We start from the raw sequence: 15827 nt of genomic DNA on the forward strand, positions 1-15827 counted from the left end.
CGGGCCATTCATATCTGCACGTCAAAGGTCGTCGTCCATTCCGATCGCTCACCAGCCTGGCTCAGGACCAGCGTCCCGCCATGTCCCCTGACAATCTGGCGCGCCAGAGGCAGTCCGATCCCGTTGCCGCCCGCCTTGAACGAGACAAACGGCTCGAAAACCTGTTCCCGCAGCGCTGCATCAATCCCTGAACCATTATCGCGGATTCTGATCAGAACGGCCCGATCGGCCATTTCAACAGCCAGTTGCACTCGGGGCGCAGACTGTCCCAGAGCAGCCTCGGCCCCGTTGTTCAGAAGATTCATAAGCGCCTGTTCCATCTGCGCGGCATCAAGTCGGACCATGAGCCGCCCCGCAGGCACCACCACGTCCAGCACCACGCGCGTACCCCAGCGCGCCATAAAAAGCGTGACGATTTCACGCACCAGCGCGCCAAGGTCTGCGGGCTTCAGATCCGGTCTGGGCAGACGCGCCAGATCGCGATAGCCGCGCACGAACCGATCCAGCCCCTCTGCACGACGCCGGATCGTTCCAAGCGCCTCCGCAATCAATGGCCCTGTCTCATGGCGGCTGTCTGCCGGTCCCCGACATTCGGAAAACAGCTCTTCGGCGGTGGCGGACAGGGAAACGATTGGTGTGAGGGAATTCATGATCTCGTGGCTGAGAACCTGAAGAAGACCACGCAGCGCCTGAGCTTCCGCAGCGTTCAACCCGGCCTCGATGTCCGTCAGCGCCAGATACGCAACGATCCCTCCTGCCCCGGCACCTTTTCCGACCGACAGCGCATAGACCCGCGGCGCACTCCCGACGGATGGCAGACGGATCAGGCGTTTTTCCGGCCCCGACGCCTCCTTCTCCAAAGCCGCAATGAGAGCTTCGGGTGGCTCACGCAGGACCCCTTCCGTCATGAACAGACGCCGCGCCGCACGATTGGCGGCATGCAGGGTCCCATCCACATACTGGACCAGAAGCGGCACAGGCGCATGATCGAGCAGCGCCCGGTTCCGCAGCTTTTCCCGATCCACGGGACGCACGACGGAAGGCTCGTGCCGTTTCAGACGCCGCGTCACCCGGATCTGCGCCGCAACGACAGACCCTGCACAGATCAGCCCGACGCATATGCACAGCAGGGCCGTCGCATAAAACCCCCGCTGCCAGGCCGGAATGGTCAGCAGACAGGCCGCCACGATGCCGCAAAGCCGCAGGAACGTCTCAGCTACGACCCGCATCTAAAGCCCGTACCGTGCCATACGACGATACAGCGCCGGTCTGGTCAGACCCAGTTCCCGCGCAGCCTGCGTCACATTGAATCCATGCTTGCGCAATGCCGTCTCGATCAGGGATCGCTCGGTATCGCGCAGCGTCAGCGCTGCGTTCGGAACCGCTTCGGCCTCTTCGGAAGCCGTTTCCCATGTCCCGGTGAGTACAGCCCGCTCAATCACCGCACGCAGACCGCGCACATTCTGAGGCCACTCTTCCTCACACAGCAACCGAAGCCGGCCCTCGTCCATTGCGGGTTCCGCAAGTCCATGCCGGGCTGCGAAATACCGCAGGAAATGCGCGCTCAGAGCAACGATATCGTCCGCTCGCCCCTGCAAAGGAGAGAGGGTCAATCCGACCATTCCCAGATGCAGCATCAGCCGCGGATCCAGCATACCCTCCAGAGCCGCATGATCCCGCGAGGACAGAGCAATCACCCGTGGAGCCACGCGTGCGTCCAGCCTGTCCGCCAGACGGCGCTGCATGGGCGCAGACAGCGCCTCGATATTGCGAAAGATCCACGTTCCCCGCCCTTCCGGCAAAGCCTCGCAATCCTCCGCACGGAGCATCACCGCAGGATCGTCTTCATAAGAAAGAGCATGAATGCGCCGCGCCAGCAGCATCTTCCCGACACCCGGCGCACCCGTGATGATCAGTGACGCGCGGGTCACAGCCAGACGGTCCGCTTCGGCAATGGTCCGCCTCAGATCATCGGACGCTATAATCAGAGCGGGTTCTGCCTCAGTCGCGTGACGGGCCCGGCATTTCTTCAGCGTCCCCTCGACCAGCGCCAGAAGACGCTCGTTATTCCAGGGCTTCATGACGAAATCGACAGCCCCGGCGCGCATCGCCGCAACAGCAATCGTCACGCCACTATGGCCGGTCACGACAATCACCGGCAGGTCCGGACGCAGGACCAGCATGTCCCTGAGCAGGGCCAGCCCTTCGGCACCAGCAGTCATTCCTTTCGTATAATTGAGATCGAGCAGCACGAGATCGACAGGAAACGACGCCAGCTGCGTCAACGCCTCATCCGCCCCATGCGCGGAAAGAATGTCCAGCCCGCTGCGACGGAACAGCAGACGGGCCGCAACCTGCACATCGCGATCGTCATCAACGAAGAGAAGACGCGGTGCCGGAAGAGCGGATTCCCCCGATTCGTTTCGGATTGCATTCATTGTGATCTTGACAGACCTCTCAGGGGTGTCCGGTTCCGGACACCCTGTTCGAAACCGGACATACCCGTAAAATCAGAATAAATTTTATCGTTATTTATCAATGAGTTAAATTCCATTTCCGCCATGATACACTGTTTGCCAACAGGAGAAACAGTGCATGGATCAACCCGTTTCCAAAGCCCCGCCGAACGCCGCACTCCGCCCTGCATCCGGTGCCGTCATGGACCGGGCAGTCGTCCCGTCGCGGAGCAGGATCCTGACCCGGCGGGCTCTGCGTTATGGTACCCCCGTCGCGGTTGCGGGCCTGATCTGGGCCGGATGGCGCCTCGTCCCGGCATCGGGAACGCTTTCTGTCTCCCAGGAGCAGTTGACAGTGGCGACCGTCCAATCCGCGCCCTTTCTCGACTACCTTCCCGTCCGCGCCACCGTGGCCCCGCTCAACGTGACCTTCATTGATGCCATTCAGGGCGGCGAAGTGTCCGAAGTCGTGGCGAAGGACGGCGCGCTCGTGAAAAAGGGAGACGTTCTGGCGCATCTGACCAACCCCCAACTCCAGCTCGACGTCACCTCCCGCGAAGCCCAGATCGCAAGCCAGCTTGGGGCCGTCAGCGCCCAGCGCCTGACCCTGCAACAGACGCGCACGACCGAAGAAACGCAGCGCGCAGAGGCACGCTACAATCTGCTCAAGGCCCAGCGCGAACTCTCCATCCGCCAGCAGTTGCACGATCAGGGTTTTGAATCCGACGCCAACGTCCAGTCCTACCGCGACGAAGCGGACTATTACGCCCAGCGCCTGAAACGCCTTGAAAGCGCCCTGACGCAGGATCTGAAGGTCGCGGACCGGCAGGGTGGCGAAATCGACGAGGAGGCCCAGCGCCTGCGCTCCAATCTGGACGTGGTGGAGGCCAGTCTTGGAGCGCTCGACCTCCGTGCGCCGCTGGATGGACGCCTGACCAATTTCGATCTCCAGCCGGGACAGTCTCTCAAGGCCGGAGACAAGATCGGCCAGATCGACAGCGAAGGCCAGTACAGGCTCGATGCGGATATCGATGAATTCTATCTCGGCCGCGTCGCGGTCGGCGAGCGGGCCGAAGCCGATCTGGGCGACACGAAACTTCCCATGACCGTCTCAAGGGTTCACCCGCAGGTCACGAACGGTCAGTTCCGCGCGGAACTCACATTCGACAGACCGCCGCCAGCCGGATTGCGGCGCGGAGAAAGCATCGATCTGCGCATCACGCTGGGCGAAACCCATCGCGCGCTCGTCCTGCCCAACGGAGCATGGCTGGAGGCCAGCGGCGGCTCTTCGGCCTTCGTCCTAGCCTCGGGCGAGCAGAGTGCGGACCGCGTGTCGATCACATCCGGCCGCCGCAATCCCGAACAGGTCGAGATCACCGGCGGCCTGCATGACGGCGATCGGGTGATCGTCTCTTCCTACAATTCCTACAAGAATTTCAGCCATCTCGCGATTCACTGACGCAACGCATTGCAGGACCGGACACCATGCTGATCGAACTCTCGCACATCCAGCGCCTCTACCGCTCCGACGAAGTGGAGACGACCGCTCTGCACGACATCGAACTCCAGATCGAAAAAGGCGAATTCGTCGCGATCATGGGGCCGTCGGGCTGCGGCAAGTCCACGCTGCTGAACATCCTCGGCACGATCGACCGCCCGACCGGGGGCTCATACCGCTTCGGTGAGCATGAACTGACGGCGATGAACGAGGCAGAACTGGCGAAATTCCGCCGCGAGCATCTGGGCTACGTGTTCCAGAGCTTCAACCTGATCGACGAACTGACGATCGAGGAGAATATCGAACTCGCCCTGATCTATCGCAACATGCCCAAAGCCGAACGGCAGAGCCGTGTGTCCCATGCCATGGACCATGTCGGCATCGCCCATCGTGCACGGCATTACCCGTCCCAGCTTTCCGGCGGTCAGCAGCAGCGCGCGGCCATCGCGCGCGCCATCGTGGGCGAACCGAGCCTGATCCTCGCCGACGAACCGACCGGCAATCTCGACACCGAAAACGGCGCACAGGTGATGGACATCCTCCAGCGCCTGAACGACGAGGGCGCCACCATCATCATGGTCACGCACTCTCCAAGCCACGCCGACCTCGCCCGCCGCCGCATCGACATGCTCGACGGACAGGTCGTCGTCTCCGTCCGCAACGCGATCTGAAGCGACAGCAAGGGAGGAACGAGGGCCATGAGAACGATGATGTCGGATTTCTGGCGACTGGCCGTGCGCTACAGGCTCTACACCGCCCTGAATGTGATCGGTCTTGGGTTGGGCGTGGCCACGTTTCTCACCCTGGCGCTGGTGGCGCGTTACGAACTGGGCTGGGACGGCTTTTACCGGCAATCGGCGTCGATCTACGAACTGCAGGCTGATTTCATGATCGGCAGCGGCACATTTCATATGGCCGCGCTTCATGATCCGATGCTTCCGGCCGTCCAAACCCGTATTCCCGGCCTGCAAGGCACGCGCCTTGAACAGATCTCCGCAGACCTGGTGGCGCCTTCGGACATTAGCAAAACGGTGCATTACGACCAGACGGTCAGCTTCGTCGATCCGAATTTCTTCGACCTTTTCGACCTGAAATTCACAGCCGGTTCGCCAGCCGTTCTCTCCTCGCCCGAAAACATCATCCTGTCGGCGACCATGGCGCGGCAGCTGTTTGGGGAAAAACCCGCGCTCGGCCAGACACTGGAGGTTACGCGTCATGGCAAGACTTCCGTCTATCGTGTCGCGGGAGTGCTTCGCGACCATCCGTCCAACACCACGATCCCGACCGATCTGATTGCCGCTATCCCGAAAACTGCTGCGGACCGCCCGTGCGACGGCTGGGACACGATGTGCGCGCAAACCTACGCGGTGCTGCCCACACCCGCCTTGCGCCAGTCTTTTCTGCAAAACGCCCATGACGTCCTGATGACCTCCCCGATGTCCCGCGCCATTGAGCAGAAAGATCCGGGGGGTGAAAAAATGACCCTCAAGATTGTTCCTCTCCCGCTCGTTCATTTCGGCTCCGATGGCGTGGCGGAGGACGGGGCATCACGCAGCGTGCTGTTCGCACTCGCCGCAATCGGCACCCTCTCCCTGCTCGCGGGAGCGATGAATTACGTCAATCTCGCCACCGCGCAGTCTCTGGGTCGGGCGCGGGAAGTGGCCATCCGCAAAGTTCTCGGCGCCTCCCACACCCGGCTGATGATCCGCTTTCTGGGGGAAACCCTCGTGCTGACGACGCTGGCGGCCATGCTGGGACTGATCCTGACGGAAATCGCGCTCCCGATGGTCGCCAGCCTCTCGGGCTGGGCCGTGGCGCTGGATTACGGCTGGACACTCCCCCTCCTCTGCGGCGTCATCGTCGTCCTCACGCTGGGAGCCGGCTTTTATCCCGCTTTCATGCTGTCCTCCTTTTCACCCGCACCGGTCCTCGCTTCCGCCCGCCTTCCGGCACAGGGGCGCTTCGGTGCACGGATCCGGCTCTTTCTGGTGGGGCTCCAGTTCGCATTCGCCGTGACGCTCGGGATCTGCACCCTCGTCGTCAACGCGCAGGCGCTGCATCTGCGTCATCTGGACCGGGGCATGACGATCCCCGGCCTCGCCATTATCGCCACGGAAAACCTCACCGCGCTGGACAGGCAGCAGACCGCCATCGTGAACCTCCTGCGCGCCATGCCCGAAGTCACCGACCTGTCCGTCTCGGCGGGAGGGACACTCGGGCGCTACGACGTCGGGAGCGTCCACCGCGCACCCGGCCAGAAAGCCTTCATGGCGCAGACCGTCGCCCATGACGAAGCATTCTTCAGGACGTTCCGGCTGCACCTGCTCGCGGGACGCCTGACAACATCCGCCCACGCGACAGATGTCACACATACGAAAAACGGCAATCCGGACGTGCTGGCGCAGAACTTTGTCCTCAGCCGGGAAGCAACGCGCAAGCTCGGTTTTTCCTCGCCGCAGGCCGCTCTGGGACAGACCTTCATGTTTGGTGACAGCCATATCGCCGAGAAACGCACGATTGTCGGTGTCGTCGAGGACGTCATTCTCAATTCCGGGCAGGACACCTTGCCTCCCCCGATCTACGAACTTGAAACAGGCCCGATCGAGCAGGGGATCATCGCGTTCCGGACCGCACCTGGTGCAATGCCCCGTGTTCTGGATGCACTGCGCAGGGCATGGCCGACACTGGCACCCGGCGTTCCGTTCGAGCCGCAGACCATGACCGAAATCATCGCGGACTCAACCCGGGGCGATTTCGCACGCGGCCGTCTGTTCAGCATTGGCGCGGCCGTCGCCATCGCCATCGCCTGCCTCGGTCTGTACGGACTGGCGGCTTTCAATGCCGAACGCCGGATGCATGAAGTCGGCATCCGCAAGACACTGGGCGCCACGACCGCGCAGATCATGCGCCTGCTGCTGGGGCAGTTCCTGCGCCCTGTCCTGTACGCGAGCCTGATCGCCTGGCCTGTGGCCTGGCTGTTCATGCGGAACTGGCTCACGGGCTTCGACAACCCGGTCGCACTCACGCCTCTGTATTTCGTGCTCACCACGCTGCTCGCCGCTTTGCTGTGTGCGCTGACAATCTTCGGCCGGACCTTCGGCCTCGCCCGGGCCGAACCCGCCCGTGCCCTTCGCGCGGAGTGACCGTCATGCTCTCCCGATACGTCTCTCCTGTTTTCACGGCGTTCTTTCGCCAGATGCGCCATCATCGGCTCTATACGGCCATCAACATCGCAGGACTGGCCCTTGGGCTTGCGACCTGCCTCACCTTTGGGCTGATCGTCCGCTACGAATTCACGTTCGACCGGTGGCTCACCGATTCAGGCGACATCTATCGACTGGATGCGGTGAATGCGTCCGGCGGGAAACCGGCGGAAATCGCGGATGCCCCGTTCCGGGTTTACGACGCGCTCCGGACAGCTTTCCCTGAAATCACACATGCCACGCGCATCCGCCCCGACAATATTTCCATTATCACACCGGACGATATCCACGCGTCCAACGCGCTCTATGTGGATCCCGATTTCTTCGCGACGCTGCCCTACCCGCTTCTGCGCGGCAATACGGCTTCCGCGCTGTCGGCACCAAACAGCATCGTTCTTTCGCAGGAACGCGCACTGGCCTATTTCCATACGATCGACGTGATCGGGCGCAGACTGACGGTCGATCACGACGGGCGCAAGGCGGACCTCACTGTAACCGGCGTTCTCGGCCCGGTCCCGGGCAATACGACACTCAGACCCGACATGCTGATCCCGATCGACAGTGCAATGCTGGCCTCCCCGGCCTTCATGCAGTGGGGGATCGAGGGCGGATATCTCTTCTTTCGTCTCCGCAGCCCCTCCGACGCCAGACACATGCAGAATGCGATGGCGCAGTTTTCCAACGACCATGTGCCCGCACGGGTGCGGGAGAACGGGGAATTACGCGACTGGCGGGTCCGCGAACTGCCGTCCCTGCATTTCCTTGACGGAACGCTGGGGGCCTCGGACGCCAGCCGGACCGGCGTCATCATGCTGGGGCTCATCGGCGTTCTGGCGCTCCTCTCCGCCCTTATCAACAAGATCAACCTGTCTGCCGCCCGTGGTCTGCTCCGTGCCCGCGAAGTGGCGATGCGCAAGACGCTGGGTGCCACACGACGCGATCTGATCGTCCAGTTCATGGGCGAGGCGATGCTGCTTGTCCTGTGCGCAGCCATCCCGGCCCTGGCCCTGATTGAAATCGCCATCCCGACAGTCAACGCGCTGGGCGGATGGGATATCGTCATTCCCTATGGCCTTGTGCTGCCGACACTCCTGGCGCTGACGATCGTCGTGGGCCTGATGGCGGGCGCCTATCCGGCTCTGTGGCTTTCGTCCTACCAGCCCGCAAGAGTGCTTGCGGCCTCGCGCATGGCGACGATGGGCCGCCTTGGCGCCATCGTCCGTCTCGGACTTGTGGTCGTTCAGTTCGGCTTTGCGATCGGGCTGAGTGCCTCAAGCGTGGTAATCCTGCGCCAGTCCGTTTTCGTGCGGGACATGAACCGCGGGTTCGAAAGCAGCGGGCTGGCCTTCATTCCGTTCATCGACAATGTCGGCCCCTCGGCCACACAACTGTCGCTCATGGATGCTTTCCGCAGCATTCCGGGTGTGACGACGGTGTCCTATTTCTACACGATGCCGGGTAATTACGGCTTCTTCGCAGGTGATTATTTTTCGCCCGCAACCATGCCGGATCACCGCCCGCGGCTCGAATGGCAGGATATCGGACGCGACTACTTTCAGCTCTTCGGAATGCACCTGATAGCGGGGCGTCTGTTCGACGACGCCCATGGCGAAGACGACCAGCAGAAAGGAAGCGGCATCCATTCAGCCATCATCGACGTCAGTTCCGCACGCGCACTGGGCTACACAACGCCAGAAGCCGCGTTGGGCCAGACGATCCGCAAGAATACTGATCGTGCGTCATGGCGCATCATCGGCGTGGTAAATGATATCCGCCTGAAATCGGCACGCGAACAGAGCGTTCCCCATGTTTATTTCTACACGTCCTCCCCGTACCGTTTCACAAGCGCCGGCATCCGCTTTGAAAACCGTTCGAAACAGGACGTCAAAACCGCTCTTCAGGCGATCTGGCGGCAAAGAGCACCCGGTCTCGCATTTAACGCCGTTCTGGCCACCGATCTGCTGTCCGGTGACTATCGTGACGACGAACGGCGCGGCGAGCTTCTGGCCATCGGCGCGGGCATTGCCATCTTCATCGCGGTGATGGGCATGTACGCTCTCGCCTCCTTCACCGTCGCCCGCCGGATGCTTGAGGTCGGCATCCGCAAGACACTGGGCGCAACGACCGGCCGCGTTCTGGGCCTGCTGATGGGACAGTTTCTCAAGCCGGTTGTGGGAGCCGGGCTGATCGGCTGTGCCCTGGCCTGGATGATGATGCGGAACTGGCTGTCGGGCTTCGACGCACGGATTGCGCTCTCTCCGATTTATTTCGCCTCGGTTTTCGTGGCGGCGCTGTTTGTGGCCGCCCTGACCGTCCTGTTCCAGACCTTGCGCGTCGCCCGGGCCGAGCCTGCACGCGCCCTGCGCGCGGAGTAACCGTCATGCTCTTCACCATCCTGCGCAGCATCCTCCGTCAGGCCCGGCGTCAGCCGCTCTATCTGGCGCTCAACGTCCTCGGGCTGGGGCTCGGCATGGCGGTCTGCCTCGTGCTGACCCTTCAGGTCCGTTACGAATACAGCTTCAACGCGACCATTCCCGACGCGGCGCATGTCCTTCGGCTGGACTCCCATCTCATGTTCCCGGGCAGCGCACCGCAGGAATATGCCGATGTCCCGTTCATCGCCTTTCCGTTCCTGCGCACCGATTTCCCGCAGATCGTCGATACGACGCGCTACGAAACGGAAGACTACCAGCTCCATAACGGCGACAGAAGCATCTCCGCCGATGCCGCCATGGTGGACCCGTCCTTTTTCAACGTCATCGCCCTCCCGCTTGAACACGGCGACCCGCGTTCAGCCCTGAGCAGGCCCGACGCCATCGTCCTGTCCGCCGATACGGCACAGGCGCTGTTTGGCACGACCGACGTGCTGGGACGCACGCTCACAACCGATCATGAAGGGCACCGCAGCAGTCAGACGGTCACAGGCGTACTGGCGCGCGCGTCCGGTCCGGTCACGATCGCCCCGGACGCCCTCACGCCTTTCCCGTCCGATGAAATGCAGAAACCACAGTTCACACGCTGGGGTTCAAGCTCGGGCAATATCTTCCTTCATCTGCGGAGCGAAGCCGACCGTACCGCCATCGCAAGAAACCTGACCCGCTTCGTGATCGACCATGCGTCCGGTACGGCGAATGATGACAGCAGCGAGGGCGTCCACCCCGAACGGCGCTTCGCCCTGTCCCTCGTCAGTCTGCGCGAGACGCATTTCAATGACCTGCATGTCGTCGGCGGCGATGACGCGACCGATCGCTCGGTGGTGAATATTCTCGCACTGATCGGCGCCCTCGCGCTTCTTCTTGCCGTGCTCAACGCCATCAATCTCGCCACGGCCCGCTCCGGTCTGCGCGCGCGGGAAGTCGCCATCCGCAAGACGCTCGGCGCCACGCGAAAGGCACTGTTCGTCCAGTTCGTCGGCGAAGCGATCGCCAGTACCGCCATTGGCGGCGCACTCGCGCTCGCCCTGTGCGAGATCGCCCTGCCCTTCCTCCTCTGTGTCGTGCTGCTGACGGGGCTTGCCTGCGGGATCTACCCCGCGCTCGTCCTGTCTTCCTACCAGCCCGCGCATGTTCTGGCGGCCACGCGCATGCCGTCTGGCGGACGCGGGGCAACGCGTCTGCGGAACGGTCTCGTCATCGTGCAGTTCGCCTTCGCAGTGGCCTTCGCCATCTGCACACTGGTGGTGAACCGGCAGGCCCATTTCATGCAGTCACAGGATCTGGGGTTCGCCCGTGACGGCATCCTGATCAGCTCCGACATCATGACGAGCGATATCGCAAAGCAACGGGCAATCCTTGAGGCCCTGCGCCATACGCCGGGTGTCGTCTCCGCATCGCTGTCAGAGCTGACCCCGAACATCGACAACCGCCACCGCTTCAACGTGACGCCTGTCGGCCCCCATCGCGAAGACATTCATGTCCTCGGCGATACGGTCGTCGGAGACTACGCCACGACCTATCGCCCCCGCATGCTTGCAGGCCGGTGGTTCGACAACAGCCATGGCGAAGACGACAGCCCCGGTGATGACGCATTCCACAAATCGCCCGGAAAGACATGGAACGTCGTCCTCAACCGCACGGCCGTGTCCCGGCTGGGCTTTGCCTCACCGGAAAGCGCCATAGGCACGCCCCTCAAAAGCGGTCCCGTCACGCTGCGGGTCATCGGCGTCATGGAAGACATGCGCTTCGTCTCCGCCCGCGATGATGTCTCCCCGCAGATTACGTTCAATTCAACCGCCGCCCTCGATTATCCCCATGCGTCGGTCCGTTTCTCGGGCGTGCCCGAAAACATCATGAAAACGCGCCTCAAATCGGCCTGGGACCCGGTTTTCCCTGATGATCCGACCAGTTTCCGCACGGTGCAGGACCGTATGTCCACGTTCTACATCACGGAGCAGCGCCGGGGATGGCTGTTCTCCATCGCGTCCGGCATCGCGATTTTCATCGCCTGTCTGGGCCTGTACGGTCTGGCGTCCTTCACGGCCCTGCGACGCACCCATGAAGTCGGAATCCGCAAGGCGCTCGGGGCCACGACGCACAACGTGCTGACCCTCATGCTCGGCGATTTCCTGCGTCCCGTGCTGCTGGCCTGCATCATGGCGGCCTTTCCGGCGCTGTTCGTGATGCGCTCCTGGCTGTCCGGCTTCCACCAGCGCATCGCGCTCTCCTGGCTCGATTTCGCAGTCGTGGTCCTCGTGACCCTGCTTATCGCCGCCCTCACCGTCCTCGGACAGACCCTGCGCCTCGCCCGTGCCGAACCGGCCCGCGCGCTCAGAGCGGAGTAAACGCCATGCTTTCCCATATCGCCCTCGTTTTCTGGCGCGGCATTCTCCAGCGCCGCCTGTTCACGACCCTGAACGTGCTGGGCATGGCGCTCGGCATGGCGGCGTTCCTGACGCTTGCGCTGATCGTGCGTTACGAATTCACCTTCGATCGCTGGATCCCCGATGCAGGGCATATCTACCGGCTGGATGCCTTCTCCGACGAGGAAGCCTCGGTCTCCAGCATCCGGCTGATCGATGCGCTCCGCGCAGAGCATCCGGACTGGAACGCGACCGCGATCCTGCGTGGCTTCTCCGGAGCGACCGTCCGCGTCAACGACAACGCCTGGGACGTCTTCATTGCCCGGACCGATACCCACCTGTTCGATGTCTTCGCGCTCCCGCTGGCGGAGGGCGATCCGCGCACGGCCCTTGTTCCTGAAGGCGTGGTGCTGACACGAACGCAGGCGCGGCGTTTCTTCGGCCGGGATCACGATGTTCTGGGGAAGACGCTGGACATCACGCAGAAGGGCCGGACCGAACGGCTCCATGTCACCGGCGTCCTGAAGGACCTGCCGCCGAACACCACGCCACAATTCGATCTTCTCGTCCCAACCTCCGCCTCCGAAATGCAGGTCGGGTCCTCGTGGGAAATGAGCGCAGCCGAGACCTGGGTGCGGGTTTCACCAGCCGTCGCATCCCGACTGCCCGATCTTCTCAGTGGTATCGTACAGCGTCATGCCGCCGGACTGTCATCGGAAGACGCCAAGGCGTTCAAAATTCGCGCACGGCCCCTCACGACACTCCATTTCTTCGACGCGACCATTGGCTGGGGCGGGGCGGATGAACGCCTGCCGATCATTCTCGGTGTCGTCGGGCTGCTCGCACTCGGGGCGGGTCTGGTCAATTTCGTCACGCTCTCCACGGCCCTTGCCGCAACCCGCGCGCGGGAAGTCGCAATGCGCAAGGTGCTGGGCGCCACAGTCCTGACACTCGGACTGTCTTTCACGGCGGAGGCCATCGGTCTGGCCCTGATCGCGGCCGTCATCGCGCTCGTCCTGACCGAACTGAGCCTCCCCTGGATCAGCACATTAAGCGGCTGGCCGGTCGGCCTCGATTTCGGTTTCGCCCTGCCCCTGCTGTTGGCTTCCGCAATCATCGGCGGGGCCTGCGCGGGGGCCTATCCGTCCTGGATGCTCTCGCGCTTCCGCCCGGCGGCTGTTCTCGCCTCGGCCCGGATGCCGGGAAGTGGGCGTCTTGGCAGCCGTCTGCGGGAGGGGCTGACCGTCGCTCAATTCGCCTTCGCCGTGACGCTGACGATCTGCACACTGGTCATCTGGCGTCAGACCCATCTGCTCCAGACGATGGATCGCGGTTTTCAGCAGTCCGGCCTTCTGATGGCCTATCTGCCGAACGAACAGGCCGAGCGCCTGCGCCAGCAACGCCTGAGCGATCTCGTCCGTGGCCTGCCCGGCGTCACCGGCGTCACGGTTGCGGACGACGCACCCGGCGGCGGAAGAGCGGGCATAACATTCGATACGACCCGTCCGGGACGTTCAGACCCACCGCCTCTGCTGGCCATAGTCGCGATGCAGCCCTCCACGCTGCCTGTCTGGGGCGCGCATCTCCTCGCCGGTCGCCTGTTCGACACGAGCCACGATTATGACAGCCGCGCCATGCCGGTCGCACCCTTCGACAGCTTTCTGGCCGGACAGAGCTGGACATTCGGCACCCACAGCGTCGTCCTCAACGAGTCCGCCATCCGCGCGCTCGGCTTTGCAGACGCTGCCAGCGCCATCGGAACGCCCATCACGCTGCACGGCAAGGACATCCAGACGATCATTGGCGTCGTCGCCGACATGCGGTTCAAAAACAGCCGCGCCAGTGTCACGCCCGCACTGTATTACGCCGTATCCGGCCCGATCGGTTACGGCGTGCTCTCCGTCCGCTTCGACCACGCTCCCGAAAACGCCATCCGGACTGCGATCGCCACGGTGTGGAAGCAGGTCTATCCCGAAAGCGCACTGAACCTGCGCAGTGTCGGCGACATCATCGACGACGACACCCGGCCGGAAAAACAGCGTGGGACGCTGATGATCGTCGCGTCCTTCGTGACGCTGTCGATTTCCTGCATCGGTCTGTACGGCATCGCCGTGTTCAACGTGCGCCGCCGCCTGTTCGAAATCGGCGTCCGCAAAGTGCTCGGCGCAACGGCGCAACAGGTCACGCGGCTTTTAGTGCTGCAATTCCTGCGCCCCGTCCTGATCGCAAACCTCATCGCCTGGCCGGTCGCCTGGTGGGTGATGCGGGGCTGGCTGTCCGGGTTCGACCGGCGCATCAGCCTCTCCCCGCTCTATTTCGCCCTGACCGCGCTGATCGTGCTGACGCTCGCCACACTCACCACCCTGCTCCAGATCCGCCGCGGCGCCCGCAGCGCGCCCGCCATCGCTCTCAGCTCCCAGTAAGCCCCGCGCTTCTTCCGGACCCGATACGCCCATGACTTACCGTAAAGCCCTCATCCTCACCCTGCTGGCCTCGGTCCCCGCTCTTCTGCCCGCTCCGGCGGACGCCCTGACACTTCAGGAGGCGCTGGCACTTGCCTATCGCAGCAATCCAACGTTGCGGGGGGAACAGGCCAACCAGCGCGCCGTCACCGAAAACTCCGCACAAGCCCGGTCCGGCTGGCGACCGACCGTTCAGGTTAACATGGACGCCTCCTATCAGCAGGGACCCTATACCAGCGCCTTCGCCCTGGGGTCCTATACGTCCAACTCCGCTGAAGGGTATGTCTCGGCCAAACAGACGCTCTATTCGTTCGGTCACGTCGCCAATCAGGTGCGCGCGGCGGATGCGCGCTCGCGAGCGGAGCTGCACCAGTTGCGACTGACCGAGGCGCAGGTCTTCACCGGTGTGGTAACGGCCTATATGAACGTGTTGCGAGACCGGAACATTCTCGACGTGCGGCGGGCCGATCTGGACATGCTCACCCGTCAGGTACAGCTCACAACCTCCCGCTACACCCTCGGCGGGCAGCCCTCCGAGCAGGTGACGCGCACAGATGTCGAACAGGCGGAAACGCGACGTCGTTCAGCGGAAGTCGCCGTCACACAGGCTCAGGCCACGCTCGCGGCCTCGGTTGCGCAGTTCCGCGCGGTCATCGGGACGGAGCCGGACACACTGACGATGCCGAACGGCCTGCCCGGCCTACCCGCGACACTGGATCAGGCGCTGAGAACCGCACTGGCGCTCAATCCGCAGCTGATCCAGATGCAGGAAACCAAGAAAGCCACCGCCGCCGATATCGACACCGCACGCTCGCAATGGGGCCCTCAGATTCAGGTGCAAGGCACGTTCGGAACGATCGGCCCGGCCTCCCCGTTCCACGGCGACCAGTATGGCGAGCAGGTAACGGGCCTCGTCCAGCTCGTGCAGCCGATCTATAATGGCGATCTGTATAATTCGCAGATCCGTCAGGCCCGCAACAAGGACGAACAGGCCCGCGAGAGCGTCGAACTCGCCCGGCGCACCGCCTTGCAGGACGTGGCGACCAATTGGCACGCGGTCGAAAACGGGCTGCAAGCCATCCGCGCCGGGACGACGGAAGTCCGCTCCGGCGAGACTTCCCTCAAAGGCTATCAGATCGAATATGGCTACGGCCTACGCAGCACGACCGACGTGCTCTATGCCGATCAGAATCTGCGTTCGGCACAGGTGGAACTCGCCGGAAGCCGCCATGACACCATCGTCGCCGAAGCCACCCTCCTCGCCTCGATGGGCCGTCTGCAGGCCGAAGACCTGTTGCCCAACCTTCCGCATTATGACGCCGCAGCGAAGCTCCAGCGCGCCCGCACGCGCGGCTGGGAGCCCCTTCAGGCGCCGATCTCCGCCATCGACAAAGCCGGCTGGTAAGGAAA

9 protein-coding genes are annotated in these 15827 nt (G+C 63.2%); 7 read left to right on the forward strand and 2 right to left on the reverse strand.

The genetic code is table 11. The features are described 5' to 3' along the window. Nucleotides 1-8 precede the first annotated feature (8 nt). Entirely contained in the window at nt 9-1229 is a 1221-nt protein-coding gene (locus HKD28_RS11345; protein WP_194268208.1) for a sensor histidine kinase, read from the reverse strand. Further along, complete coding sequence (locus HKD28_RS11350) at nt 1230-2438, reverse strand: sigma-54-dependent transcriptional regulator (RefSeq protein ID WP_194268209.1); 1209 nt, start codon at nt 2436-2438, stop codon at nt 1230-1232. A 157-nt stretch (nt 2439-2595) separates the two neighbouring features. On the opposite strand from HKD28_RS11350, the gene HKD28_RS11355 reads away from it, so the two are divergent. From HKD28_RS11355 to HKD28_RS11385, 7 genes are read left to right on the forward strand one after another with little or no spacing between them, the layout of a single operon-like run. Further along, nucleotides 2596-3915, forward strand: coding sequence for an efflux RND transporter periplasmic adaptor subunit (locus HKD28_RS11355; RefSeq protein WP_235993435.1), 1320 nt, complete (start codon nt 2596-2598; stop codon nt 3913-3915). Nucleotides 3916-3941: 26 nt separating this feature from the next. After that, the gene (locus tag HKD28_RS11360; RefSeq protein ID WP_146859045.1) at nt 3942-4625 is read left to right on the forward strand and encodes an ABC transporter ATP-binding protein; all 684 of its coding nucleotides are present in this window, start codon (nt 3942-3944) and stop codon (nt 4623-4625) included. Nucleotides 4626-4652: 27 nt separating this feature from the next. Then, nucleotides 4653-7097, forward strand: a complete 2445-nt coding sequence (locus tag HKD28_RS11365; protein WP_194268210.1) for an ABC transporter permease — start codon at nt 4653-4655, stop codon at nt 7095-7097. 5 nt (nt 7098-7102) lie between these two features. Beyond that, nucleotides 7103-9532, forward strand: a complete 2430-nt coding sequence (locus HKD28_RS11370; RefSeq protein ID WP_194268211.1) for an ABC transporter permease — start codon at nt 7103-7105, stop codon at nt 9530-9532. Nucleotides 9533-9537: 5 nt separating this feature from the next. After that, on the forward strand, nt 9538-11937 hold the full coding sequence (locus HKD28_RS11375) for an ABC transporter permease (protein WP_194268212.1): 2400 nt from the start codon (nt 9538-9540) through the stop codon (nt 11935-11937). Nucleotides 11938-11942: 5 nt separating this feature from the next. Further along, on the forward strand, nt 11943-14378 hold the full coding sequence (locus HKD28_RS11380; RefSeq protein ID WP_194268213.1) for an ABC transporter permease: 2436 nt from the start codon (nt 11943-11945) through the stop codon (nt 14376-14378). A gap of 31 nt (nt 14379-14409) precedes the next feature. After that, complete coding sequence (locus HKD28_RS11385; RefSeq protein ID WP_194268214.1) at nt 14410-15822, forward strand: TolC family outer membrane protein; 1413 nt, start codon at nt 14410-14412, stop codon at nt 15820-15822. The last annotated feature ends 5 nt before the right edge of the window (nt 15823-15827 follow it).

Source organism: Gluconobacter cadivus, assembly GCF_015244745.1.
GTDB lineage: Bacteria > Pseudomonadota > Alphaproteobacteria > Acetobacterales > Acetobacteraceae > Gluconobacter > Gluconobacter cadivus.